Source organism: Nocardia sp. NPDC088792 (assembly GCF_044750615.1).
Taxonomy (GTDB): domain Bacteria; phylum Actinomycetota; class Actinomycetes; order Mycobacteriales; family Mycobacteriaceae; genus Nocardia.
The window spans coordinates 742705-766765 of sequence record NZ_JBIVKC010000004.1 but is presented as its reverse complement, the minus strand read 5'-3'; the positions used below and the strand labels follow the sequence as shown (position 1 = coordinate 766765).

Sequence of the window (24061 nt, the reverse complement as noted above, 5' to 3'; positions counted from 1 at the left end):
AATGGGAAATTAGCGCGTAGTTGGATGCAACTGAGCGCGGGATTCAGCTGAGTGTGCGAACCCGTTCGCGCGCACGGGCTTCCATCTCACGAGCACGCCGCCGTTCGGCGACGACCTCCTGCTCGCGGGCGCGCGTTGCTTCGGCTGCCGACTGAGCCTGCCCGACTTCCAGCAGCATTCGCACCGCCGCCAGTTCCGGAGCGATGCCCATGCGGGAAAGGTGCTGGGCGAGAGCGGTTCGGCGTTCCACCGAATCATGGCGCACGAGAGCCTTGTTCATCGCGGACTGTGTGGCGGCCATACGGGTGGCTTCGGCTTGCGCCGCGAATCGGTCCTTCTCGAGGGAAACACCCTTGTCGAGCGGGGGCTTCTCGATCATGCGCGCGAGTTCGAGATTGCGCGGGTCCTTGGCTTTTGCGTCCGCGGCGTCGCGAAGCTGACGTTCGCGAGCCTGCTTCTGCTGGGCCTCGGTGACCTTGACGCGTGCTTCCGCTTCCTTCTGGCCACGTTCCCGGGTGCGCAGCGCGACAAGCGTCGCGAGCTGCAACATTTGCCTCATCATCGCCGCTGTCTCGCGGCCGATGTCGTCGAGTTCCTCGGCCATTGCCTGCTCCCCGATGCTGCAGTGATCACTATGGATGATTGTGGTGCTTCGTCACGAATATCGCCACACGAACGGTGGTTCGCTTGGCCATATCCCGCCTGCAAACGTGACACCGGGAGAACTCGGGCGTAGTACCGACCGGTTGGGGGGTTGCCCACGGGGCCTTTACTACGCCTTTGGTACTCCGTTCTACGAGGTTACCAGCGAAAACTCGGAGACCGCCTGACGCGCGCGTCGCGATACAGCATATATCGCACATTTCCGGCACGGGACGAAAAACTCAGGATTTTCTTTGGTTAGGAATGCCTTACATCGGAGGACTTCAGGGGGCTTCGGAGGTTTAGAACGCGAAAACGCCGGAAAAGGACCGGTCCCGGCGCCATTGGAGGCGCCGGGACCGAAAGATCGTGCTGGTCAGTTGATTTGGACAGCCGAGATGTTCACGTCCAGGGCCGGCTTACCGTCCTGGCCGCCGCCCTGCACACCCGCCTTCGCGATCTTGTCGAGGGTGGCCAGACCGGCCTCGTCGATGGTGCCGAAGATCGTGTACTGCGGCGGCAACTGGGAGTCGCCGTAGACCAGGAAGAACTGGCTGCCGTTGGTGCCCTTGCCGTCGGTCTGATCCGGGCCGGCATTGGCCATCGCCAGCACGCCGCGCTTGTAGGCGACCGGGTACTGAGCGGCCTGATCGGTCGGCGCGTACTGATCGGTCGGGTACTCATTGTCGAACTGGTAACCCGGACCGCCCATTCCGGAGCCCGTCGGGTCACCGCACTGCAGCACCTTCAGGCCCTCGCTGGTGGTCATGCGGTGGCAGCTGGTGTTGTCGAAGAACTTCTGCTTGGCCAGGCTCTCGAAAGAGTTGACCGTGCAAGGGGATTCACCCGGATTCAAGGTGATCGGAATCGCGCCCTGGCTGGTATCGATGGTGCCCTTCACCTGGCCGGCGGTGGAGATATTGTCCGTGCCCGGCTTGCTCACCGGCTTCGCGGCCGGGGCCTTCGCATCGCGGTACTCGCAGCTCACCGAGGCCGGCTTCGGCTTGGCGGCCGGCGGGGGCGCGGAGGATAACGAGGCGTCCGGGGAAGTGGTCGACGCGGCAGCGGTACTGCTGTTGTCATCGCTCTTGGTCAGGAAGTAGATGCCGACACCCGCCGCAACCGCGACCACCACACCCAGGGCCGACGCCCCGATGGTCAGCTGCTTGCGCCTACGCGTCGCCTTTGCCCGATTGGCAAGTTGGCGCTCCAGCTTCCGTTGCGCCGTAGCGCGTCGCTGCTCATTGGTCGGCACTAGCCAGTTCCCTCCGTATCGGTTGCCATCGCGGTAAGAGTGTGCCATCACTTCCTGAGACGTTCCTCTATAACCGCCCGTACGGACCCACTCGGTAACCGGTTGGACTTGACGGCGGGCGGTGGTGGAAACTTGACCATCGTGACCAAGACCAGCAGCTTCAGCGCCCCGAGGGGAGTCCCCGACTACCTGCCGCCCGAGTCCGCGGAGTTCATCGCCGTCCGGGACGGCCTGGTGAACACCGCGCGACTGGCCGGATACGGGCATGTCGAGCTGCCGGTTTTCGAGGAGACCGCCCTGTTCGCGCGCGGTGTCGGCGAATCCACCGACGTCGTCTCCAAGGAGATGTGGACCTTCGCCGACCGCAACGGCGAGAGCTTCACGCTGCGGCCCGAAGGCACCGCCGGCGTCATGCGCGCCGTCATCGAACACGGCCTCGACCGGGGCGCCCTGCCCGTCAAGCTCTGCTACGCCGGACCCTTCTTCCGCTACGAACGACCGCAGAAGGGCCGCTACCGGCAGCTGCAGCAGGTCGGCATCGAGGCCATCGGCATCGACGACCCGGCCCTCGACGCCGAGGTCATCGCCGTCGCCGACGCCGGATTCCGCGGACTCGGGCTGGACGGCTTCCGGCTCGAGATCACCTCGCTCGGCGACGAGACCTGCCGGCCGCAGTACCGGGAACTGTTGCAGGAGTTCCTCTTCGCGCTGCCCCTCGACGAGGAGACCCGCCGCCGCGCGGAGATCAACCCGCTGCGCGTACTCGACGACAAGCGCCCCGAGGTCAAGGAACTGACCGCCGGCGCGCCGCTCATGATCGACCACCTGTCCGAGTCGGCCAAGGCGCACTTCGACCAGGTCCTCGGCCACCTCGACGCCCTCGGCGTGCCCTACGTGGTGAACCCGCGCATGGTCCGCGGCCTGGACTACTACACCAAGACCACCTTCGAATTCGTGCACGACGGTCTCGGCGCCCAGTCCGGCATCGGCGGCGGCGGCCGCTACGACGGCCTGATGGCCGAACTCGGCGGACAAGCCCTGTCCGGCATCGGCTTCGGCATCGGCGTCGACCGCACCGTCCTCGCCCTCGAAGCCGAAGGCAAGACCGCCACCGACGGCTCCCGCGTCGACGTCTACGGCGTCCCCCTCGGCGACCTCGCCAAGCAGCGCCTCGTCGCCCTGGCCGGTCAGTTGCGGGCCGCGGGCATCCGCACGGATCTCGCCTACGGCGGGCGCGGCGTCAAGGGCGCCATGAAGGCGGCCGACAAGTCCGGCGCCCGCTTCGCCCTCGTCCTCGGCGACCGCGAGGTAGCCGACAACGAAATCGCCCTCAAGGACCTCCGCACCGGCGACCAGCGGCAGATCCCCCTCGACGAGACGGTCGCCCAGGTCGCGGCCGCCCTTGCGAGCGAACAGGATTGACGCCACGGCACCGGCTCGGACGGCTGCCCGCCGCCCGAGCCGGTGCGGGTGAATCGCGAATACCCATGGGTCGGCGGCGAAGTGCGGTCGTGCGCGGGGCCGGGCTGGTAGCGTCCCGGGCCGTGTGTGGAACGGGTTATCGGTGGCGGGTGGCGCGCCTGGAGCTGGACGTGGAAGAAAGCCGTGACTGAACCTTCGAAGCCCGGGCCCGCCGCCGAGGTGGGGCTCGACCTCATCGCACCCGAAATGCTGGCGCCCGCGCTGCGGCGGCTGACGCTGGCCGCGCTCGGGGTGGGCGTGGGCGTCGGGCTGCTGCTGGCGCTGGTGGTGCATTGGACCGTTGCGCTCGCGGCGGCGATCGTGCTGGGGGCGCCTACCGCGCTGTATGCGATGGCGGTGCAGCGGCGGCGGATTCGGCTGGCGGGCACCGAACTTCGGACTCGCACGTGGCGAGGGGAGCGGCGGCTGAATCTGGCGGAGGCCACCGGGATGGAGATCGTGGTGCATCCGGGGAAGCTCAGCCGGATCGTGCTGCGGGTCACCGCAGGGCCGGAAACCCGGGTGGTGCCGCTGGCCATGTACACGGACTCCGGGAGCGGGCGCGAACTGCACATTCTCGGATTGCGCAAGCTCGCCGACGGGCTGGCCTCGTGTCCGCTCGCGGCGGCGCTCGCCATCTCCGGAATGCTCGTGCAGCAGTTGCGCGCCGAGGCCCGCGATGCCAATGCCGAAGAGCGGCCGCTGTATCGGGCCGTGCAGTTGGTGCGGGTGCGCGATGTGGTGTCCGCGATCGTGCTCAGCGACAGCGATATCGCCGAACTGGCTCGCTGACGCCGCCTTCCCATAGCGACCGCTTATCAAGATGTGAGCCCCGCTACGGTGCCGAGCCGTCCGCGGATGGGCGGCTGTCTCGTTGCTCACGACGGCTGGGAAGGGGCGGTGACAGCTCGATAGGGTGGAAATCGAGGGAACGACCACCTGAGGAGTCAGTCGTGAGCAGTGCCGCCCGACCCGTGACCGTCACCGTGACCGGCGCCGCCGGACAGATCGCCTACGGGCTGCTGTTCCGCATCGCCTCCGGTGCACTGCTCGGGAGCGACACTCCGGTCCGATTGCGGCTGTTGGAGATTCCCGCCGCCGTCGCCTCCCTCGAGGGCGTGGCCATGGAACTCGAGGACGGCGCCTTCCCGCTGCTGGCCGGCATCGATATCGCCGACGACCCGTGGGTCGGCTTCGACGGCGCGAACATCGCGATTCTGGTCGGCGCGCGACCGCGCACCGCGGGTATGGAACGCGCCGATCTGCTCGCCGCCAACGGGCCCATCTTCACCGACCAGGGCGCGGCCATCAATGCCAATGCGGCCGACGACGTCAAGGTGCTGGTGGTCGGCAATCCGGCCAATACCAATGCCTACATCGCCATGAGCAATGCGCCCGACGTGCCCGCCGCGCGCTTCACCGCGCTCACCCGGCTCGACCACAATCGCGCGATTGCCCAGGTGGCGAAGAAGACCGGGGCGGCCGCCGCCGATATCCACCGGATCGCCGTGTGGGGCAACCACTCCGCCACGCAGTACCCGGACCTGAGCTACGCCACCGTGGACGGCCGCCGCGCCCTCGACGTGATCGGCGATCAGGACTGGGTGACAGACGATTTCATTCCGACCGTCCAGCAGCGCGGCACCGCCATCATCAAGGCGCGCGGCGCGTCCTCGGCGGCGAGTGCGGCGAGTGCGGCCATCGACCACATCCACGACTGGGCGCTGGGTACCGCGCCGGGGGAGTGGACCTCGATGGCGGTGCCCTCGGACGGGTCCTACGGCGTGCCGGAGGGGCTCATCAGCTCGTTCCCGGTCACCTGCGCGGACGGTGCGTACCACATCGTGCAGGGACTGGAGATCGACGAATTCTCGCGGGGCCGAATCGATCTCAGCGTCGCCGAGCTCGAAGCCGAACGCGATGCGGTGATCGCGCTCGGCTTCGCCAAGCAGGGGTAGCCTGCCTCCGCGCAGCAGGTCCGATCAGCTGAGCTTGGCGATCACGTTCTCGCCGTACCAGTTCAGCTTGACGATCTTCTCTTCGAGGGTTTCCGTATCGTGCTCCTTGGCGTAGGAGTTGCGGAAGCCCACGATCAGGTCGGTGATGCCCTTCTCCTCGAGCCGCTTCACCCCGTCCGGGGTGTAGCCGTCACGGGAGACGGCGTGGATCTCGAATTCGCCGGGATTGTCGCGCTCCTTGCGCAATTCGTCGATCCGGGCCAGGTACTTGTCCAGGTCGTCGCCCTTGCCGCCGGCGTGCATCCAGCCGTCGCACAGCCGGACCGCGCGGCGCAGCGCGGCATCGCTGTGGCCGCCGAGCAGGATCGGCAGCGGTTCGGTGGGCGCGGGGGTGAGCTTGATCCTGGGGATGTCGTAGAACTCGCCGTGGTACTCGAAGTACTCGCCGGTGGACAGGCCGCGCACGATCTCGATGCACTCGTCGATGCGCTTGCCGCGCTTCTCGAACGGGACGCCCATCATCTGGAAATCCTCCGGCCACGGGCTGATGCCCACGCCGAGCGCGAAACGGTTGTTGCTCAAGCGGGCCAGTGAGCTCGCCTGCTTGGCCACCAGCACCGGCGGCCGGATGGGCAGTTTGAGAACAAAGGGCGTCAGCCGCAGCGTGGTGGTGGCCGCCGCGATGGCCGCCGACAGCACGAAGGTCTCGATGAACGGCTTGCCGTCCAGGAAGTCGCGATTGCCGTCCGGCGTGTACGGGTACTTGGAGTCGGATTCGGCCGGGTAGGCGATGCTGTCGGCGATGGTGATGCTGTGGAACCCGGCGGCCTCGGCGGCCTGGGCGAGGGGGATGTAGTAGTCCGGATCGGTCATCGCCTCCGCGTAGGTGAAGCGCATCGGGTGGGTCCTCTCGACGGTGAGCAAGGGCGAAAACTAGAACAGATTCTAGTTCTGGCCCTGATGCTAATCCCGGCAACCGAGACCCGCCACGGTTTGGCTTGCTCAGCGGTTCTGGATCTTGTTCTAATCGACGGCATGACGATCGCCATCACCGGCTCCGGGTCCGGCATCGGCGCGGCCACCGCCGCCGCCCTGGCCGCCGCCGGGCACGACATCATCGGCATCGACCTGCGCAATGCCGACATCACCGTCGATCTCACCGACTCCGAGGCCCGCGCGGCCGCCGTCACCGAACTGCTGGAACGCTCCGGCGGCGCGCTCGACGGACTCGTGCTGTGCGCCGGTGTGGGACCGCAGGTACCCGACTTCAACACCATCCTCGAGGTCAACTACCGGTCCACCGTCGCCCTGCTGGACGCGCTCTACCCCGCCCTGCAGAAGGGCGAATCGCCTGCGGCCGTGGTGGTTTCTTCCGTGGCCTCCACGCAGGTCAAATGGGAGGACAACCCGATCGCGAAGGGCGCCGAGGCCGAGTCCTTCCCGCGCGCCGGCGACGCCGCGGGCGCCTTCGCGTACGCCGCCTCCAAGAACGCCGTGACCGTGGCCTGCCGGGAACGCGCGGTCGAATGGGGCAAGGCCGGCGTGCGACTGAACACGGTGGCCCCCGGCAGCGTCGACACCCCGCTGCTGCAAGCGGGAATGGACGATCCCCGCTATGGTGAAGCCATCCGCAACTTCGTGGCGCCCATCGGACGCAACGGCCGCCCGGACGAGATCGCTTCTCTCATCGCGTATCTCCTCGGCCCCCAGGCCGGGTTCATCCACGGCGCCCAATTCGTCATCGACGGAGGCATGGACGCGCAGACGCGCCCGACCACGGTGTAACCCACTGCGGCACAGCGCATCCGCGCCGGAAACGGTGGTCGGGCCCGCGAGGTGTACAACTCGTGCTCGACCCCACTCGATGCCGCGGTGATCGGGGTACCCGTCCCGATCACCGCGGCATCACTACGTCCGGGCCGCGATGCGGCCCGCGGACGGCACAGACGACAACGCCGCAGCGGCACGAATGCCGCTGCGGCGCAGTCCGATCTACGGGCTGGATCAGGTCTGGTCGGACTCGATACCGTCGGGGTCATCGGGGAGACCGCCGATGACGCCGGGGGCGGAAGCGCCGAGATTGCCGGTGAGTTCGCTTTCGCCGGACTGGTTTTGGTAGGGCTGCACGGTGCGCGAGTGCTGCGAATCCGAGCCGCGGCCGCCCGCACCGGCGCCTGCTCCCGGAGAACCCATGAAGCCTTGGGAACCCGGGCCGCCCGCGCCGGGCATGCCCGCGATGCCCGAGCCGAAGGGGTTCGCGGAGCCGGGAGCCTTGCCGCCGGGGACCGATTGGCCCGGTCTGCCCGGAGTCGACGGTACGCCACCCAGGCCGCCGCCGAGACCGCCGCCGCCGAGACCGCCACCGCCACCACCGGCTCCGCCGTCGCCGAGGCCCGCGGCCATCGTGTCGGGCGCACCGCCCGGGGCCGGACCCGCGGGGTTACCGGGGCCGGACTGGTTCGCGGCCTGGAGGCCGCTGTCCAGCAGGCCCTTGGCCTGGTCGAGGATGGGCTGGCCGACATTCTGGGCCAGGGACTGGGCCACGTCGGCGGGGTTGGGACCATTGCCCTGGCCGAGCAGTTGGGCCACCAGGCCGTTGACTTGGGCTGTGTAGCCGGACAATTCGCCGCGAGTCACGTTCACGACCGAGACGGCGGAAGCCAGGTGCTCGGTCGCGGAGGTGATCAGTGCGGTCTGGCCCGGGGGAGTGAGGGCCACCGGAGCCAGCGCGGTCGCCTGGGCCGCGAAGGATTGCGCGATCGCGGTGAGCTGGATATTGCCGCGCTGTACGACTCCGGCCGCCTGTTCGGTCAGCGACGAGAGGTCGAAACCGCGCTGGCTGGTCTCCTTGCCGTGATTCTGCGCCTGGACGCCGGAATCCTGGGCGCACTGCGACGCCTTGCCCTGCCACAGCCCCTCGACGGTCTTCAGCGCACCGCCGCCGACCTGCACGGCACCCTCGATGAACTGGGAGGCCTGGCTCAGCAGGGTAGCGGGGTTGAGTGCGCCCATGACGCCGGTGCCGAAACTGTTGATCAGGTCCAGGAACGGCTTGAACAGGGCGTCGAGGCCCGGCACCGCGGGCAGTGCGAGACCTTTCATGAGGTCGCCCACCGGATCGGCGGACAGCGGCGGCAGCAGGGCCGCCGGGTTGGCGGCCGCCCGGGCGAGCGCGGTCTGCGCGGCGACGAAGGCGGCCGGCGCACTGTCGAGCGCGGCCTGCGCGCCGGAAAGCGCGTCCTGCGCGTCACCCAAGGTCTGCTGCGCACCCGCCAGCACGCCGTGCGCGGCATCGACCGCGGGGGAGATCGTGCCACCGAGGACGGCGTCGGCAGCGCCCTGCGGGCTGCCGGGGCCCTGCGGTACGCCGCCGGTCAGTGGTGGGGTGCCCTGCTCGAATTCCTTGCGCGACAAGGCGAATGCGGGCGGCTCGAAGGCCGGCACATCGGCGGGCAACTGACCGACCGGCAGATCGGGCAGCGCGCCTGGTGCGAGCGCATAGTGCACAGTGCTCGCGGCAGCGGCCGGCGCGACCGGATATGCGGGCGCGATGACGCCGGCGTCGGGATCGAGGGGGTTCACGCCTCGGCTCCGACCTGTCCGGCGATCCCGTCCAATCCGCCCGCGAAGCCCGCGTCGGTGGCCTCGTAGGTGCCGGCGGATCCGAAGGCGGCCTGACCCAGCTCGGCGAAGCGGGCGGACAGGGCATTGATGTCGCGGTCGTGTAGCAGTTCGGCGACGGCGAAGCTGGCCAGGAAGTCGGCGCCGACGAGGCCGAATACCGGCGTCATGGCGGCGACGTGGGATACGGTGTCGAGATTGCCGGTCGCGGCGATGTCGGTGGCCACGCCATCCTGCGTCGTGGCGAAGGTTCGGACCGCCGCGGTGTCGACCGAGAGATCGGCCATTTCAGAGCCCCCCTATCGTCATAGACATGCGAAAAGCGAATATATCCCACTCGCCGTCTCGCTCGGCGTGGCGTGCGTCCCACTCACCAAACTGGAACTTGTTGCAAATTAGAACAAGTTCTATATTCTCGATGCCATGAAGGTCGCAGTCACCGGCGCTGCCGGGTTCCTTGGCACCAACTTGCTTCAGCAGCTCATCGAACGCGGGCACGAGGTGACGGCCATCGACCGCGTGCGTCCCACCGGTGCCGATCAGCCCGGCGTCACCTGGGTCAGCGGCGACGTCCTCGATCCCGCCTCCATGCGCAAGACCCTCGACGGCGCCGAGGTCGTCTACCACCTGGTCGCGCTGATCACCTTGGCGCACAAGCATGATCTGGCCTGGCGGGTGAACACCGAGGGCGTGCGGGTGGTGGCCGAGGCCGCGCGCGAGGTCGGGGTGCGGCGCATGGTGCACACCAGCTCGATTCACGCGTTCGATCAATACTGTTGCGGCGGTGTCATCAACGAGCGCTCGCCGCGCTCCATCAATCCCGATCTCCCGGTGTACGACCGGTCGAAGTTTCAGGGCGAGACCGAATTGCGCAAGGTCGTCGACGCGGGCCTGGACGCGGTCATCTGCAACCCGACCGGCGTGTACGGCCCCATCGACCACTCCGATTCCCGGATCAACAAGACCCTGTGGGACGCCGCGCGCGGCCGCGTACCGGTCATGATCAGCGGCGGCTTCGACCTGGTCGATGTGCGCGACGTCGCCGGTGGCCTGATCCTCGCGGGCGAACGCGGCCGCACGGGTGAGAACTACCTGCTCGGCGGGCATTTCACCGATATGTTCCAGGCCACTCGGACCGCCGCCGAGGTGAACGGGAAGATGAAGCCCGCCTTCGCGATTCCGGCCAAGGTCATCAATGCCTGCATGCCGGTGCTGGAACCGGCCGCCCGTGCCTTCGGCAGCGACCGCGTCTCCAAGGCTGCCATGGGCGCGCTGCTGTCCGCGCCGCGCGTCGAACATGACAAGGCCGCAACGGAACTCGGTTACCGCCCGCGTCCGGCCCGGGAGACCATCTCGGATCTTGTGGACTTCTACAACGGGCGCACGATCAAGGTCGACACGCAGAAGATTGCTTGACAGCGGCTAGAACAAATGTTCGACTTGGGTGGTGCGGTGGCAAAGCCAGACCCTGGACGCCGATGACGGCGCGCTGCCCGGGCTCGAACGTGCCGGCTTCGTACGCAGCGTACAGACCCCCGAGTTCGAGGGCATCACCTTCCATGAGGTGTTGTGCAAGAGTGCGCTGAACAAGGTCCCCGACGGGGGTAGTCTGCCATTCGGCTGGACGGTCAACCCCATGCGCGGCTGCTCGCACGCCTGCCGCTACTGTTTCGCGCGCGGCTCGCACGAGTACCTGGATCTGGACTCCGGCACCGACTTCGACTCGCAGATCGTGGTCAAGACGAATGTGGTGCCCATCCTGCGCAAGGAACTGCACAAGCGGTCCTGGCACCGCGAACCCGTTGCGCTGGGCACGAATACGGATCCCTATCAGCGCGCCGAGGGGCGCTACCGGCTCATGCCGGGCATCATCGGCGCGCTGGCCGAATCCGGCACCGGATTCTCGATTCTGACCAAGGGCACGCTGATGCGGCGGGATCTGCCACTGCTCAGCCAGGCGGCCCGGCAGGTGCCGGTGCATCTCGCCGTCTCCATCGCGATTCTGGATCCCGAGCTGCACAAGGCCGTCGAATCCGGGACGCCCTCGCCGCGGGCGCGGCTGGAACTGGTGCGCGCGCTGGCCGATGCCGGGTTCGCCGTGAATGTCATGGTGGCCCCGGTCATTCCGTATCTGACGGACAGCAAGGCACACCTGGCCGAGCTCTTCGGGGAGATCGCCGCCGCGGGCGCGGCCGGTGTCACCGCCTTCCCCATGCACCTACGCGGGAGCACGCGCGGCTGGTTCATCGAGTGGCTCGCCGAAGCGCACCCATCGCTGCTCCGACGCTATCGGCAGCTGTATGGTCGTGGAGCTTCGGTCACGCCGGAGTACTCTGCGTGGCTACGCGGCCGGATTGAGCCGTTGCTCGAGAAACATCGTTTGAACCGCGATCGGCCGGCCGAACCCGAGGTGCGCGCCGCCGAGTCGTACACGCCCGATCCACAGCTGGCGTTGTTCGCCTGACGCCTTCGATGATCGAAACCATTGCATATTGCGGGTGTGTCGCGAATATTGCGGAGTAGTTTGGCGTTGGTACCTCACACCTGACAAGGAAGTGATGCACGCGCATGGTTTCGCAGCATGACGATTCCGCGGAGCTGCCCGGAAAGAGCAGTACCGCAGAGAAATTGGAAAAGGTCGTAATCCGCTTCGCGGGGGACTCCGGTGACGGCATGCAGCTGGCCGGCGACCGATTCACCCATGAGGCCGCCGCATTCGGCAACGACCTTGCTACACAACCGAACTTCCCCGCCGAGATCCGGGCCCCCCAGGGCACGCTGCCGGGCGTCTCGTCGTTCCAGATCCAGATCGCGGACTACGACATCCTCACCGCCGGTGACCAGCCCGATGTGCTGGTGGCCATGAATCCCGCTGCGCTGAAGGCGAATCTGGAGGACCTGGCGCGCGGGGCGACGCTGATCATCAATACCGATGAATTCACCAAGCGGAATCTGGCCAAGGTCGGCTACTCCGGTGACCCGCTCGCCGATGACACGCTGTCCGATTTCGTGGTGCACCGGGTGCCCATGACGTCGTTGACGCTCGCGGCAACCGAACCGACCGGTGTGGGCAAAAAGGACGGCCAGCGCGCCAAGAATATGTTCGCGCTGGGATTGCTGTCCTGGATGTACGGGCGGCCACTCGGCGGGACCGAGCAGTTCGTACGGGAGAAATTCGCGGCGACACCGGATGTCGCCGAAGCGAATATCCTCGCATTCCGGGCAGGTTGGAATTACGGCGAAACCACCGAGGCCTTCGCCACCACCTACGAGGTAGCCCCCGCGACGCTGCCGGCCGGCACCTACCGGCAGATCACCGGCAATACCGCGCTCGCCTACGGCATCGTCACCGCCGGGCAGCTGTCCGGGCTGCAGGTGTTCCTCGGGACGTATCCCATCACCCCGGCCTCCGACATCCTGCACGAGCTCAGCAAGCACAAGAACTACGGCGTCACCACCTTCCAGGCCGAGGACGAGATCGCCGGCATCGGCGCGGCCCTGGGCGCGGCCCTGGGCGGCGCGCTCGGCGTCACCAGCACCTCCGGGCCCGGTCTGGCGCTCAAGAGCGAGACCATCGGCCTCGCCGTCATGACCGAACTGCCGCTGCTCATCGTCGACGTGCAGCGCGGCGGGCCCTCCACCGGCCTGCCCACCAAGACCGAACAGGCCGATCTGCTGCAGGCGCTCTACGGGCGCAATGGCGAATCGCCGGTGGCGGTGGTCGCGCCGCGGTCACCCGCCGACTGCTTCGACACCGCGGTGGAGGCGGCCCGCATCGCCCTCACCTACCGCACGCCCGTCCTGGTGCTCTCCGACGGCGCCATCGCCAATGGTTCGGAACCGTGGTCGATTCCGCAGGTGTCCGAGCTGGAGCCCATCCATCCGGCCTTCGAACCCGCTGGGTCCGAGGAGGATTCGTTCCAGCCCTACGCCCGCGACCCGGAAACCCTGGCCCGCCCGCTGGCCGTACCCGGCACCGTGGGCCGCGCCCACCGCATCGGCGGCCTCGAAAAGGCCGACGGCAGCGGCAATATCTCCTATGAACCGGCCAACCACGAACTCATGGTGCGACTGCGGCAGGCCAAGATCGACGGCATCACCGTGCCCGAACTCGAGGTCGACGATCCGGACGGCCGCGCCGAACTGCTGCTCATCGGCTGGGGCAGCTCCTACGGTCCGATCGGTGAGGCATGCCGGCGGGCCCGGCGCCGCGGCGTCCCCGTGGCCCAGGCGCACCTGCGGCACCTGAATCCCTTCCCGCACAACCTCGGTGACGTACTGAGCAGGTACCGCACCGTGGTCTGCCCGGAGATGAACGGCGGACAGTTGGCCATGCTGCTGCGCGCCCGCTACCTCGTCGACGTGCAACCGTGGACCAAGATCGCCGGAACCGCTTTCCAGGCCCAGGAACTCGTCGGCGTCATCGACGCGGCACTCGATGGCTCCATTGCGGAGATGGAGCAGAGCAAGGCCTTCGCCGCGCGGGCGCGGGCCACCTACCGCACCACAGGGGGCAAGTGATGACCATCATGGAAAACCCGCTCATCGGAACGGATCTCGGGCTCACCGGATACTCCGGCGTGCCCACCGCCGCGGGACCACAGAAGGTCAAGGACTTCACCTCCGATCAGGAGGTGCGCTGGTGCCCCGGCTGCGGGGACTACGTCATCCTCGCCACCGTGCGCGGCTTCCTCGCCGACCTCGGGCTGAAGCGCGAGAACCTCATGTTCGTCTCCGGCATCGGTTGTTCCAGCCGGTTCCCGTACTACCTGGAGGCGTACGGGATCCACTCCATCCACGGCCGCGCGCCCGCCATCGCCACCGGGCTCGCGGTCACCCGGCCGGACCTGTCGGTCTGGGTCGTCACCGGCGACGGCGACGCGCTGTCCATCGGCGGCAATCACCTCATCCACGCGCTGCGGCGCAATGTGAACATGACGATCCTGTTGTTCAACAACCGGATCTACGGTCTGACCAAGGGGCAGTACTCGCCGACCTCCGAAACCGGCAAGGTCACCAAGTCGACTCCGATGGGCTCGGTCGACCACCCGTTCAACACCTTGTCGGTGGCCCTCGGGGCCGAAGCCAGCTTTGCCGGACGGGCCCTGGACTCCGATCGCGCCGGACTCAACGAGGTACTGCGCGCCGCCGCCGAACACCGCGGCACCTCCTTCGTGGAGATCCTGCAGGACTGCCCGATCTTCAACGACGGCTCCTTCGACATGCTCCGCAAGGAGAACGCCGAATCCCACCTCATCCGGCTCCGGCACGGGCAGCCGATCCGCTTCGGGGCCGATAATGAATTCGCGGTCGTGCGTGACGGTTTCGGCCTGCGGGTGGCGCGCTCCGATGCCGCCGCCGAATCCGACATCGTGGTGCACGACGCCTACAGCGACAATCCCGAATACGCCTACGCCCTCTCGCGGCTGTCCGATCAGGACCTGTCGCACGTGGTCACCGGCATCTTCCGCAGTGTGAACCGGCCCACCTACGACGACGGGGTCCGCGCGCAGCTCACCGCCGCCGCCGAACGTAAACCGGTGCACGAGAACTCGCTGCAGTCCCTGCTCACCGGTCGCGAAACCTGGACGGTCAGCTGACCCTCCGGAACCGGCCCGGCCGGAACTAACCCTGGACGAAGGCGTTCAGCAGGCGCTGGAACAGATCCGTGAAGCGCTTGCGGGACGCCTTCTGGTCATCGGTGAGGCCATCGGTCAGCTCGGGCGCGTAGACGATGACGTGCGCATCCTGATCCGGGGGCTGCGGCATGAAATCGATGATGGACGTGCTCTTGTCGACCACCGTGGGCATGCCCATATCCACCAGGGCCAGCTGCCGGACCTCCGCGGTGGCGGCGCCCAGCACGTCCTGCGGAATCGTGCCGTTCAGCGGCTGCGTCGCACCGTCGCCCGGCCATTTCGTGGCATGGCCGTCCGACTGGATCTCCAGAGCGGGATGCAGATCCGTGCGCGTCTGCCAACCCGCGGGCATGGCGGTCAGGGTGAACAAGGCCGCCGAAGGGGCGGGAGCAGGTGCGGGCCCAGGCGCCGGTGCGGGGGCCGGCGCAGGCGCGGGCGGCGCGCCCGGTACCGGATCGGCGGTGGCGAAACCGGTTGCGCCGGTGAGCATTGCGGCGGTCAGCAGGGTCGTCGCCGCGATCCGGCAGCCGCGCCACAGCTCACCCCGTACCGTCTCGAATGAGCTTGCCGCACCGACTCTTTGCATCGCTACCCTCCGAATCACCCTGCGAGCAGCCGCTCGCCGCCGGTGATTCTGCCGGGTCCGCGCCGCGACCCGCGCAACGGCACGCCGAACTCCGCCCAGGTGCGAGCGATCCCACACGCGCGAGAAAACGCTTGCGGGCGGGCGGAATCCGTGCGACCTGCGGTGGAAGAACTTGTCAGCGCAGCGCGGGCGGGTTGTTCAGATCGGTGGCGGAATAGGTGTCGCAGGCCTTGACCTGACCGGTCTTATATCCGGCGAGGAACCACTTCTGCCGTTCCTCCGACGAACCGTGCGTCCAGGCCTCGGGATTGACCCGGCCCGTCGAGGCCTTCTGGATCCGATCGTCACCGACCGCGGCCGCCGCGGAGAGCGCATCGCGGACATCGTTGTCGGTCAACGGCTTCAGGAACGGCTGATTGCTACCCGGCGCGGGCAGCTTGTCCGCGTAGTACGCCCAGACACCCGCATAGCAGTCGGCCTGGAGTTCGGTGCGCACCGCGCCGGACTGCGGACCGCGTGGATCACGCTGGGCGCGATTGATATCGCCGAGCAGGTTCTGGATGTGATGGCCGAACTCGTGCGCCACCACATACTCCTGCGCCAGCGGTCCACCGCTGGAACCGAAACGATCCACCAGCTCCTGGAAGAAGCTGGTATCGAAATACGCGGTGCGGTCGGCCGGGCAATAGAAGGGACCGACCGCCGAGGACGCCTGACCGCAGCCGGTGTTGACCGCGCCCGAGAACAGCCGCACCTTGGGCGCCGCATAGCGGGTCGAGGTCTGCTTGGACAGTTCGGTGCCCCACACATTGTCGAGACTCTGGACGGTCAGCACCACGCGGCAGTCGACGTACTTGTTGGCATCCGCACCCGTCTTGCAGTGCGCGGGCGTGGCCGCGGTCTCGCCTTCGGACTTGGCGTCCGCTCCGGTGAACTGCCCGAGCACGCTCCCCGGGTCGCCGCCGAGCAGCAGCGTCACCACCACCGCGATGAGACCGATCGCACCGCCGCCGAGGACCAAACCGCCGCCCCTGCCCGGTCCGCCGCCGCTTTGCACCCGGTCCGGGTCGATTTGCAGGCCCTCGTTGAAGGTCATGGCGTCTACTTTGGCATGGTCCGGCGGATATCCGTTTTCACTCGCCGGACGTGTCTCACTACGATGGGTTCCGCACTCGGCCGACTCTGCCGGTGTTTCGAGCCCGTCGAAAGGAATCCCGTGCTGCGCACCCACTTGGCTGGTTCGCTGCGAAGCGAGCACGCCGGTCAGACCGTCACCCTCACCGGATGGGTGGCTCGTCGGCGAGACCACGGTGGCGTGATCTTCATCGATCTGCGCGATGCGTCGGGTGTTTCGCAGGCCGTCTTCCGGGAGGGCGTGCCCGCGGAACAGGCCCACAAGCTGCGTAACGAGTTCTGTGTGAAGGTCACCGGAGTGGTCGAGGACCGCCCGGAGGGCAGCGGGAACCCGAATCTGCCGACGGGCCGGATCGAGGTCAACGTCACCGAGCTCGAGGTGCTCAACGAGGCCGCGCCGCTGCCCTTCCAGCTCGACGACGAACCCGGTGAAGAGGCCCGCCTCAAGTACCGCTACCTGGACCTGCGCCGCGAAGGCCCGGGCCACGCCATCCGGCTGCGGTCCAAGGTCAATGCCGCCGCGCGCGCCGTGCTCGCCGAGCACGCCTTCGTCGAGGTGGAAACCCCGACCATGACCCGGTCCACCCCGGAAGGCGCCCGCGACTTCCTGGTGCCCGCGCGCCTGCAGCCCGGCAAGTTCTACGCGCTGCCGCAGTCCCCGCAGCTGTTCAAGCAGCTGCTCATGGTCGGCGGCATCGAGCGCTACTACCAGATCGCGCGCTGCTACCGCGACGAGGACTTCCGCGCCGACCGCCAGCCCGAGTTCACCCAGCTCGACATCGAGATGAGCTTCGTCGAGCAGGAAGATGTGATCCTGCTCGCCGAGGACATCCTCGCCGCGCTGTGGAAGCTGGTCGGCTACGAGATCACGACCCCCATCCCGCACATGACCTACGCGGATGCCATGCGCCGCTTCGGTTCCGACAAGCCCGACCTGCGCTTCGGCATCGAGATCACCGAAATGAAGGAGTACTTCAAGGACACCCCGTTCCGGGTGTTCCAGTCTCCCTATGTCGGTGCGGTCGTCATGCCGGGCGGCGCCTCGCAGCCGCGCCGCCAGCTCGACGCATGGCAGGACTGGGCGAAGCAGCGCGGCTCCAAGGGCCTCGCCTACGTTCTCGTGCAGGAGGACGGCACCCTCGGCGGTCCGGTCGCCAAGAACCTGACCGACGCCGAGCGCGAGGGCCTGGCCAAGTTCGTCGGCGCCGAGCCCGGCGACTGCGTCTTCTTCGCCGCCGGCGACGAGAAGGCCGGCCGCGCCATCCTCGGCGCGGCCCGCGGTGAGATCGCCCGCAAGTGCAACCTCATCGACGAGAACGCCTGGGCCTTCGTGTGGATCGTGGACGCGCCCATGTTCGAACCCGCCGCCGACGCCACCGCCAGCGGCGATGTGGCCCTTGGCCATTCGGCCTGGACCGCCGTGCACCACGCCTTCACCTCGCCGAAGCCGGAGCACCTGGCCACCTTCGACACCGACCCGGGCTCCGCACTGGCCTACGCCTACGACATCGTCTGCAACGGCAATGAAATCGGCGGCGGCTCCATCCGTATCCACCGCCGCGACGTGCAGGAACGCGTGTTCAAGGTGATGGGCATCGGCCACGACGAGGCGCAGGAGAAGTTCGGCTTCCTGCTCGACGCCTTCTCCTTCGGCGCTCCGCCCATGGGCGGCATCGCCTTCGGCTGGGACCGCATCACCGCGCTGCTCGCCGGCGTCGACTCCATCCGCGAGGTCATCGCCTTCCCGAAGTCGGGCGGCGGCGTCGACCCGCTCACCGACGCGCCCGCCGGCATCACGCCGCAGCAGCGCAAGGAAGCGGGCCTGGACGTCAAGCTCGACGCGGACGGCAACCCCATCAAGGAAGCCGGGAAGTAACCGGACGCCCGGATAGGCTGCACCCGCCGGTATCGGCCGATACCGGAAACCCGCCGATACGAGGTGGTTACGGGTGCTGCATGTCCGGGCCGTCTGCCCCGCCGACATCACCGACACCGCGCTGGACCTGCTGCGCGCCGACCCCGGCGCCACCCTGGTCACGGTCCAGCGCGGCGCCGCGGTGGAACCGGCGGGTGACCTCCTGGAGTGCGTGCTCGCCCGCGAATCCGCCGACGATGTCCTGAATGCGCTGCGCGACTTGGGCGTCGTACGCACGGGCGGCATCGCACTCGAGGATGTCGGCACGCTGCTCTCCGATGCCGCCGAGGTCGCCGCCGAGAAAGCGCCGGACCGCGGCGCGGATTCGGTGGTGTGGCAGGAACTGGTCGCACAGACCGGTGAGGCCTCCACCCTGACGCCTTCGTTCCTCGCCTTCATCATCATCGCGTGCCTGCTCGCCGTGGTGGGTGTGGCCACCGACTCCTCGGTCACGATCGTCGGCGCGATGGTGGTCGGGCCCGAGTACGGGCCGCTCGCCGGGACCGCGGTCGCCTTGGTGCGCAAGGATTATCGGCTCGCCGCGCGTTCCGCGCTGGCGCTGCTGGTCGGGTTCCCGGTGGCCATGACCGTGGCCTGGTTCGCCACCTGGCTGTTCCGGAAACTGGGCTGGGTCACCGCCGCCGGCGTCGAGAATCTGCAGAACGTCGACTTCATCTACAAGGTCGGGCCGTTCTCGGTGGTGGTGGCGCTATTGGCCGGTGCGGCCGGCATGCTCGCCACCATGACCCCGAAATCGGCTGCGCTGGTGGGCGTCTTCATCTCGGTCACCACCATCCCGGCGGCCGGATTCGCGGTGGTGGCCGCCGAGGTCGGGTCCTGGCACAAGGCCGCCATGTCCCTCGGGCAGCTCGCGGTGAACATGGTCGGGATCGTGGCCGCGGGCGTGCTCGTGCTGTGGCTGCGGCCCCGGCATCGTCCGGGCGGCGGCACATTGAGCCGGCTCAACCGATGGTGGCTGAGCGATACCGCTTGAGCGGAACCGGAATCGGGTCGATCAGACCGGGACGACCAGCCGGCCGGTGAGCGTGCGGTAGGCGTAGGTGATCGCGATGGCCGTGACCGGACCGGCCACCAGCAGACCCAGGCCGCACAGCAGCACGCCGAAGAACGTCATCACGAATACCGCCAAGGCCAGCAGCGATACCTGCAGGGCATTGCGGACCACCAGCAGCACACTGGATTTGATCGCCTCGAGCGGATTCTGATCCTGGTCGATCACGAAATTCAGTGCGAACATGCACAACACACCGACGATGATCGCGGGGAAGAGACATGCGAACGAGGCCACCAGGCACACCACGAACACGATGAGCGCGGTGAGAAGCACATTGCCGGCGTTCACGAAACCGAAGAAGGCCGGGAAATCCGGTGGTGTCCCATCGGTTTCATACAGCGCGCCCCGGATCATGGCGGCCTGCAGCAGCCACACCAGCAGCGAGGCCACCGCGAACAGCAGCAACACCGCGGACAACGACTGCACATCAACGATATTCACCAGCAGCGTCACCACCAGCCAGGCGACCAGGCCGATCAGCACCATGCCCACCCACGGAAGCGGGTTGAGCCGGAACTTGTCCCAGCCGTAGGCCAGCGCGGCGCCGACATTCAGTTTCTCGCGCGGGTAGTCGTAGGCGGGCAGCTGGCCCGTGGGGGCGGGTGCGGTGCTCGCCGGGGGCATGGTTCCGGGCGGTGCGAAGCCGCCGGGCTGAGTGCCGCCCGCCACCGGATAGCCGCCGGGCGGGGTGTTGCCGGGTGGCGGAAAGCCGCCGGCGCCCTGGTAACCGGCGGGCGGCGGGCCCTGCGGCGGCATGCCCTGCTGTGTCGGATAACCCGGTGGCACGGCACCTGCCTGCGCATATCCGGGAACCTGCACCGGCGCGCCCGGCTGTGCGGGCAGCGGCGGCGGGGGTTCGACCGGTTCGCTGCCGTATTGCGCCGCGCCGAGTCCACCGAACTGCGGATAGCCGGAGAGGCCGGGCATTTCGTGCCGGCCGTGGCCGCCGGTGGGATCCGGTGCGCCGGTGAATTGTCCGGCTTCCGGGTGCTGTCGTCCGCTCGCGTGACTCGTATACTGCTCGCCTTCCCCCTCGCCGGACGGGTCGCCGAAGGGTTCGTTCGGTGCTGAGGGCGGCGTGCCAGTCATGGTCACAAGCCTTTCACATTTCCCGGTTTACGGTGTGGCGCACAGCAGTTGAATACGAACCCAACTAGACCACCTTGGTTGTGTCAAGCAACCAGCGCGGTGTGGGCAAACCCTTCACAAAGACACGCCGACCGACGCGCGAAAGGTTGCGCAACCGCTCGCTGAAAGTGACCTGGCGGGAGTACCTTGGGTTCCGATGACCGCACTATTGGCCGAACGCGCCGCCGAAGTCGTGTCCGCGGCACAACAGTTGCTCACAAAGCGAATGGGTGCTCCGGTAAAGCTGAGTGATCCTATGGAACTCAGCGGCAGTGGTAGAACGACGGTCCTACGTGTCCGCGTTGCGGAGAACGCTTTTTCACTTCCGCGCACCCTCATTGTGAAGCAGGTTGCCGGGAACGCGACGCAGCGACGCACTGGCGGCATGGCACCCGGCGTCGCCAGCATCGACTCCGCCTTCCTCCGGGAAGCGGTGTCGTACCAGTTCACCACCGCACTGGGCCGTGACCATCGGCCCGGCGCGTACCTACTCGGCTACAGCCTGCCCGAGCGCCTGCTGATCCTCAGCGACCTCGGTGAGAACACGTCACTCACCGCGGTACTGCAGTCCGGATCGGAACCCGCCGGGCGCAACTCGCTCATGGCCTTCGCGCAAGCGCTGGGCCGGATGCACGCCGCGACCGTCGGCCGCGAGGCCGACTTCGTGGCACTGCTACGCCGCGTCGACGTCGTACACCGGGTGGACGGCATTGCCCAGCAGGCCGAATCCGCGGTCGCCGAGGTGCCCGTCATGCTGGAACACGAACTCGGCATCGAAGTGCCGGGCGAGATCGCCGAGCGCATCGTGCGCGGCAACCGGCTGTTCTCCGCGGGCCGCTATCGCGCCTTCAGCCCGTCCGACCTGTGCCCCGACAATGTCATCCTCAACGAGGAGGGCGCGCGGTTCCTCGACTACGAGTGGGGTGGCTTCCGCGACGCGACCCTCGATATCGCGTACGCGCTGGTCTCCTTCCCCGGCTGCCTGTGCGACTTCGAGCTCTCCCGCGAACGCGCCCGGCAGATGGTCGAGGCCTGGCGATCCGAAGTGGTCGCGGTGTGGCCCGCCCTCGCCGACGACGATGTGCTGGCCGAACGCATTCTCGAGGCCCGGCTCATCTGGGTGTGGCTGTCCACTTACTGGTTCCTGCCCGCCGACCACGCCCGCATCGCGGCCGCCCGCGAACACGGGCTCTCCATCCCGCGGTCCGCGGCGCTGATCAACCGCTGGGCCGCACTGGCCGAGGACGCGCGCTGCACCGGCGACGACACGCTGGGCGACTTCGCCGAGCACGTGTCGGCCACGCTGGAAGAGCACTGGGAGGAATAGGCGCTACGGCGAGGGCGGGAGCCTGGTCACCGACCGGACTTCGGCCTTCGCCGTATTGCTCGCAGCCGCGCTGACCTGCCGTATGTCTCGTTGTGTCGGTGTTCGTCGGTAGGGTCTCTGTGGTGAGTGATGGGTTGTTCGCGGCGCCGGGGGTGGAGGCCGTATCCGAAGATTTCGAGACGAGCGTGCCGCGCCCGTCGAGCCGCGACGATCGCTTCGCGCCGCTGGCCGTGCGCATGCGGCCGCGCAATCTCGACGAGGTCGTCGGCCAGCAGCATCTACTCGGTCCTGGATCGCCGCTACGCCGCCTGATCGAGGGGTCGGGCGCCGCGTCCGTGCTGTTGTACGGGCCGCCCGGCACCGGTAAGACGACCCTGGCTTCGCTGCTTTCCCAGGCCACCGGGCGTCGCTTCGAGGCGCTGTCCGCGCTGTCGGCGGGGGTGAAGGAAGTGCGCGGGGTGATCGATCTCGCGCGTCGCCGGCTCACCGTGGGCGAGCAGACCGTCCTGTTCATCGATGAGGTGCACCGGTTCTCGAAGACGCAGCAGGACGCACTGCTCGCCGCCGTCGAGAATCGCATCGTGCTGCTGGTCGCGGCGACCACGGAGAACCCGTCGTTCTCGGTGGTGTCGCCACTGCTCTCGCGGTCACTGGTCCTGCAGCTGAAGTCCTTGTCGGAAGACGACATTCGCACCGTCCTGCAGCGGGCCATCGACGATCCGCGCGGCCTGGCGGGGGAGTACACCGTCAGCGATGCGGCCATCGACCACATCGTGCGCATCGCGGGCGGCGATGCCCGTCGTTCGCTGACCGCGCTGGAGGCCTCGGCCGAATCCTCCCTCGACGGTACGGTCGGCGTGGAACTGGTCGAGGCCAGCGTGGACAAGGCCGCCGTGCGCTACGACCGCGCGGGTGATCAGCACTACGACGTGATCAGTGCCTTCATCAAATCCCTGCGCGGCTCGGATGTGGATGCGGCCCTGCACTATCTGGCTCGCATGCTCAGCGCCGGCGAGGATCCGCGATTCATCGCCCGCCGCTTGATGATCCAGGCCAGCGAGGAGGTCGGCATGGCCGACCCGATGGCCTTGCAGACCGCCGTCGCCGCGGCCCAGGTCGTCCAGCTGGTCGGCCTGCCCGAAGCCCAGCTGGCGCTGACCCAGGCCACGATCCACATCGCCACCGCCCCCAAATCGGGCGGTGTGGTGAAGGCGCTCGGCGCCGCCATGTCCGATATCTCCGCGGGCAAGGCCGGCGCCGTCCCGCCGCACCTACGCGACGGTCACTACGCGGGCGCGGCCGGACTCGGCAATGCCCAGGGCTACAAGTACCCCCACGATCACCCGGACGGCGTTCTCGCCCAGCAATATCCACCGGACGAGCTGGTCGGCGTCGACTACTACCAGCCCACCGACCACGGTTACGAGCGCGAAGTCGGACCGCGGGTAACCAAACTCCGCCGTATCGTGCGGGGAAAATGAAACCCTCACTCCGACAGCCTCTGCGCGAAAGCATGTAACGCCGAGATGCACTCGACGCGAGAGTGCATCGAGTGCAAGCTTTTCGGCGTTCGTCCAGTTGAGAGTGTTACTGATACTACCGATTCGACCGATTTCTACCCGCGGAACAGGCCGTTGTCGCGCGCGATTTTCTCGATGTCGGCAGGAGTCCCGGCCATGATGGCCCGGACGTTGTCGGTCACCAGCTCCACCGGCCAGTCCCACCACGCCGCGCGCAGCAGACGGTCCACGTCCTCGTCGGCGTAGCGCTGCTTCACCGGCTGCGCCGGGTTGCCGCCGACGATCGTGTAGGGCGGAACGTCGCCGGTGACGACCGCGCCGGTGGCGATGATCGCGCCGTCGCCGATGCGGACGCCCGGCATGATCAGAGTGTGGTAGCCGAACCACACGTCATTGCCCACGACCGTGTCGCCCTTGGACGGGATGGACGTGATGATGTCCATGGTCTGCTCGGCCCAGGTGCCGCCGAAGATGGTGAACGGGAAGGTCGACACGCCCGCGGTCGGGTGATTGGCCCCGGCCATGATGAAGCGGGTCCCGGCGGCGATGGCGCAGTATTTGCCGATGATCAGCTTCTCCGGGCCGAAGGCGTACAGCACGTTCTCGGTCTCGAAGGCCGTCGGGCGGTCCGGGTCGTCGAAGTAGGTGTAGTCGCCGACCTCGATGTTGGCCGAGGTGACATGCGGTTTCAGGAAGACGGTCCGGTGTGCGTGGGGGAGCGGGAAGCGCTGGGATGGGTCGGGGATCACAGTCACTCCGCCGAGGGTAGCTATCGCCAGGTGGTGGGTGGAAACGCCCTG

Annotated in this window: 21 protein-coding genes; 12 read left to right on the top strand and 9 right to left on the bottom strand. The window is 67.9% G+C overall.

What is annotated here, in order from left to right; translation table 11 throughout:
* Positions 1-43: 43 nt before the first annotated feature.
* A complete protein-coding gene (locus tag ACIP5Y_RS30300) occupies positions 44-604 on the bottom strand; it encodes a hypothetical protein (RefSeq protein WP_400355192.1) in 561 nt (186 codons plus the stop codon).
* 414 nt (positions 605-1018) lie between these two features.
* Entirely contained in the window at positions 1019-1897 is an 879-nt protein-coding gene (locus tag ACIP5Y_RS30295) for a peptidylprolyl isomerase (RefSeq protein ID WP_400355190.1), read from the bottom strand.
* Between the two features lie 141 nt (positions 1898-2038).
* Between ACIP5Y_RS30295 and hisS the strand changes: the two genes are divergently transcribed.
* The 3 genes from hisS to ACIP5Y_RS30280 all read left to right on the top strand — a co-directional run bounded on the left by hisS (position 2039) and on the right by ACIP5Y_RS30280 (position 5316).
* Positions 2039-3319, top strand: a complete 1281-nt coding sequence (hisS, locus tag ACIP5Y_RS30290; protein WP_400355871.1) for a histidine--tRNA ligase — start codon at positions 2039-2041, stop codon at positions 3317-3319.
* 183 nt (positions 3320-3502) lie between these two features.
* Complete coding sequence (locus ACIP5Y_RS30285; RefSeq protein ID WP_400355188.1) at positions 3503-4150, top strand: hypothetical protein; 648 nt, start codon at positions 3503-3505, stop codon at positions 4148-4150.
* 161 nt (positions 4151-4311) lie between these two features.
* Complete coding sequence (locus tag ACIP5Y_RS30280; protein ID WP_400355187.1) at positions 4312-5316, top strand: malate dehydrogenase; 1005 nt, start codon at positions 4312-4314, stop codon at positions 5314-5316.
* Positions 5317-5340: 24 nt separating this feature from the next.
* On the opposite strand, the gene ACIP5Y_RS30275 is transcribed toward ACIP5Y_RS30280, so the two are convergent.
* Positions 5341-6213 (bottom strand): TIGR03619 family F420-dependent LLM class oxidoreductase, encoded by an 873-nt coding sequence (locus ACIP5Y_RS30275; protein ID WP_400355185.1) that lies wholly within the window; start codon positions 6211-6213, stop codon positions 5341-5343.
* A gap of 138 nt (positions 6214-6351) precedes the next feature.
* Here ACIP5Y_RS30275 and ACIP5Y_RS30270 point away from each other — a divergent pair, with 138 nt between their 5' ends.
* Positions 6352-7101, top strand: a complete 750-nt coding sequence (locus tag ACIP5Y_RS30270) for an SDR family oxidoreductase (protein WP_400355184.1) — start codon at positions 6352-6354, stop codon at positions 7099-7101.
* Positions 7102-7320: 219 nt separating this feature from the next.
* Here the strand turns inward: ACIP5Y_RS30270 and ACIP5Y_RS30265 are convergent, their stop codons facing one another.
* Positions 7321-8898 carry a hypothetical protein gene (locus ACIP5Y_RS30265; RefSeq protein ID WP_400355182.1) on the bottom strand — a complete coding sequence of 526 codons (1578 nt, stop codon included), beginning with the start codon at positions 8896-8898 and terminating at the stop codon, positions 7321-7323.
* Positions 8895-9224 carry a type VII secretion target gene (locus ACIP5Y_RS30260; RefSeq protein WP_400355180.1) on the bottom strand — a complete coding sequence of 110 codons (330 nt, stop codon included), beginning with the start codon at positions 9222-9224 and terminating at the stop codon, positions 8895-8897. Before ACIP5Y_RS30260 ends, ACIP5Y_RS30265 begins: the two co-directional genes overlap by 4 nt.
* A 136-nt stretch (positions 9225-9360) precedes the next feature.
* On the opposite strand from ACIP5Y_RS30260, the gene ACIP5Y_RS30255 reads away from it, so the two are divergent.
* The 4 genes from ACIP5Y_RS30255 to ACIP5Y_RS30240 all read left to right on the top strand — a co-directional run bounded on the left by ACIP5Y_RS30255 (position 9361) and on the right by ACIP5Y_RS30240 (position 14537).
* Entirely contained in the window at positions 9361-10353 is a 993-nt protein-coding gene (locus tag ACIP5Y_RS30255; protein WP_400355178.1) for an NAD-dependent epimerase/dehydratase family protein, read from the top strand.
* 31 nt (positions 10354-10384) lie between these two features.
* Positions 10385-11401, top strand: a complete 1017-nt coding sequence (locus ACIP5Y_RS30250) for an Rv2578c family radical SAM protein (protein ID WP_400355176.1) — start codon at positions 10385-10387, stop codon at positions 11399-11401.
* 104 nt (positions 11402-11505) lie between these two features.
* Positions 11506-13458 carry a 2-oxoacid:acceptor oxidoreductase subunit alpha gene (locus ACIP5Y_RS30245; protein ID WP_400355174.1) on the top strand — a complete coding sequence of 651 codons (1953 nt, stop codon included), beginning with the start codon at positions 11506-11508 and terminating at the stop codon, positions 13456-13458.
* Entirely contained in the window at positions 13458-14537 is a 1080-nt protein-coding gene (locus tag ACIP5Y_RS30240; RefSeq protein ID WP_400355172.1) for a 2-oxoacid:ferredoxin oxidoreductase subunit beta, read from the top strand. The genes ACIP5Y_RS30245 and ACIP5Y_RS30240 overlap by 1 nt, the downstream gene beginning before the upstream one ends.
* Before the next feature lie 25 nt (positions 14538-14562).
* Here the strand turns inward: ACIP5Y_RS30240 and ACIP5Y_RS30235 are convergent, their stop codons facing one another.
* Together ACIP5Y_RS30235 and ACIP5Y_RS30230 are read right to left on the bottom strand one after the other, a co-directional pair.
* A complete protein-coding gene (locus ACIP5Y_RS30235) occupies positions 14563-15162 on the bottom strand; it encodes a hypothetical protein (RefSeq protein ID WP_400355171.1) in 600 nt (199 codons plus the stop codon).
* Positions 15163-15337: 175 nt separating this feature from the next.
* Entirely contained in the window at positions 15338-16258 is a 921-nt protein-coding gene (locus ACIP5Y_RS30230) for a neutral zinc metallopeptidase (protein WP_400355169.1), read from the bottom strand.
* Positions 16259-16378: 120 nt separating this feature from the next.
* Between ACIP5Y_RS30230 and aspS the strand changes: the two genes are divergently transcribed.
* The gene (gene aspS / locus ACIP5Y_RS30225) at positions 16379-18172 is read left to right on the top strand and encodes an aspartate--tRNA ligase (protein ID WP_400355167.1); all 1794 of its coding nucleotides are present in this window, start codon (positions 16379-16381) and stop codon (positions 18170-18172) included.
* A gap of 73 nt (positions 18173-18245) precedes the next feature.
* A complete protein-coding gene (locus tag ACIP5Y_RS30220) occupies positions 18246-19205 on the top strand; it encodes a DUF389 domain-containing protein (RefSeq protein ID WP_400355165.1) in 960 nt (319 codons plus the stop codon).
* 21 nt (positions 19206-19226) lie between these two features.
* Here the strand turns inward: ACIP5Y_RS30220 and ACIP5Y_RS30215 are convergent, their stop codons facing one another.
* Positions 19227-20375: a hypothetical protein gene (locus tag ACIP5Y_RS30215; protein WP_400355164.1), complete on the bottom strand. Its 1149-nt coding sequence runs from the start codon at positions 20373-20375 to the stop codon at positions 19227-19229.
* Between the two features lie 196 nt (positions 20376-20571).
* On the opposite strand from ACIP5Y_RS30215, the gene ACIP5Y_RS30210 reads away from it, so the two are divergent.
* A complete protein-coding gene (locus tag ACIP5Y_RS30210) occupies positions 20572-21741 on the top strand; it encodes a phosphotransferase family protein (RefSeq protein WP_400355162.1) in 1170 nt (389 codons plus the stop codon).
* 122 nt (positions 21742-21863) lie between these two features.
* Positions 21864-23222 carry a replication-associated recombination protein A gene (locus ACIP5Y_RS30205; protein WP_400355160.1) on the top strand — a complete coding sequence of 453 codons (1359 nt, stop codon included), beginning with the start codon at positions 21864-21866 and terminating at the stop codon, positions 23220-23222.
* Positions 23223-23356: 134 nt separating this feature from the next.
* On the opposite strand, the gene ACIP5Y_RS30200 is transcribed toward ACIP5Y_RS30205, so the two are convergent.
* Positions 23357-24016: a CatB-related O-acetyltransferase gene (locus ACIP5Y_RS30200; RefSeq protein ID WP_400355158.1), complete on the bottom strand. Its 660-nt coding sequence runs from the start codon at positions 24014-24016 to the stop codon at positions 23357-23359.
* Positions 24017-24061 lie beyond the last annotated feature (45 nt).

Bases quoted from the DNA above. Each gene is read 5' to 3' on its own strand.
- ACIP5Y_RS30300 (WP_400355192.1), bottom strand. From the start codon at position 604: ATGGCCGAGGAACTCGACGACATCGGCCGCGAGACAGCGGCGATGATG.
- ACIP5Y_RS30275 (WP_400355185.1), bottom strand. From the start codon at position 6,213: ATGCGCTTCACCTACGCGGAGGCGATGACCGATCCGGACTACTACATC.
- ACIP5Y_RS30270 (WP_400355184.1), top strand. From the start codon at position 6,352: ATGACGATCGCCATCACCGGCTCCGGGTCCGGCATCGGCGCGGCCACC.
- ACIP5Y_RS30260 (WP_400355180.1), bottom strand. From the start codon at position 9,224: ATGGCCGATCTCTCGGTCGACACCGCGGCGGTCCGAACCTTCGCCACG.
- ACIP5Y_RS30255 (WP_400355178.1), top strand. From the start codon at position 9,361: ATGAAGGTCGCAGTCACCGGCGCTGCCGGGTTCCTTGGCACCAACTTG.
- ACIP5Y_RS30245 (WP_400355174.1), top strand. From the start codon at position 11,506: ATGGTTTCGCAGCATGACGATTCCGCGGAGCTGCCCGGAAAGAGCAGT.
- ACIP5Y_RS30240 (WP_400355172.1), top strand. From the start codon at position 13,458: ATGACCATCATGGAAAACCCGCTCATCGGAACGGATCTCGGGCTCACC.
- ACIP5Y_RS30235 (WP_400355171.1), bottom strand. From the start codon at position 15,162: ATGCAAAGAGTCGGTGCGGCAAGCTCATTCGAGACGGTACGGGGTGAG.
- ACIP5Y_RS30230 (WP_400355169.1), bottom strand. From the start codon at position 16,258: ATGACCTTCAACGAGGGCCTGCAAATCGACCCGGACCGGGTGCAAAGC.
- ACIP5Y_RS30215 (WP_400355164.1), bottom strand. From the start codon at position 20,375: ATGACTGGCACGCCGCCCTCAGCACCGAACGAACCCTTCGGCGACCCG.
- ACIP5Y_RS30210 (WP_400355162.1), top strand. From the start codon at position 20,572: ATGACCGCACTATTGGCCGAACGCGCCGCCGAAGTCGTGTCCGCGGCA.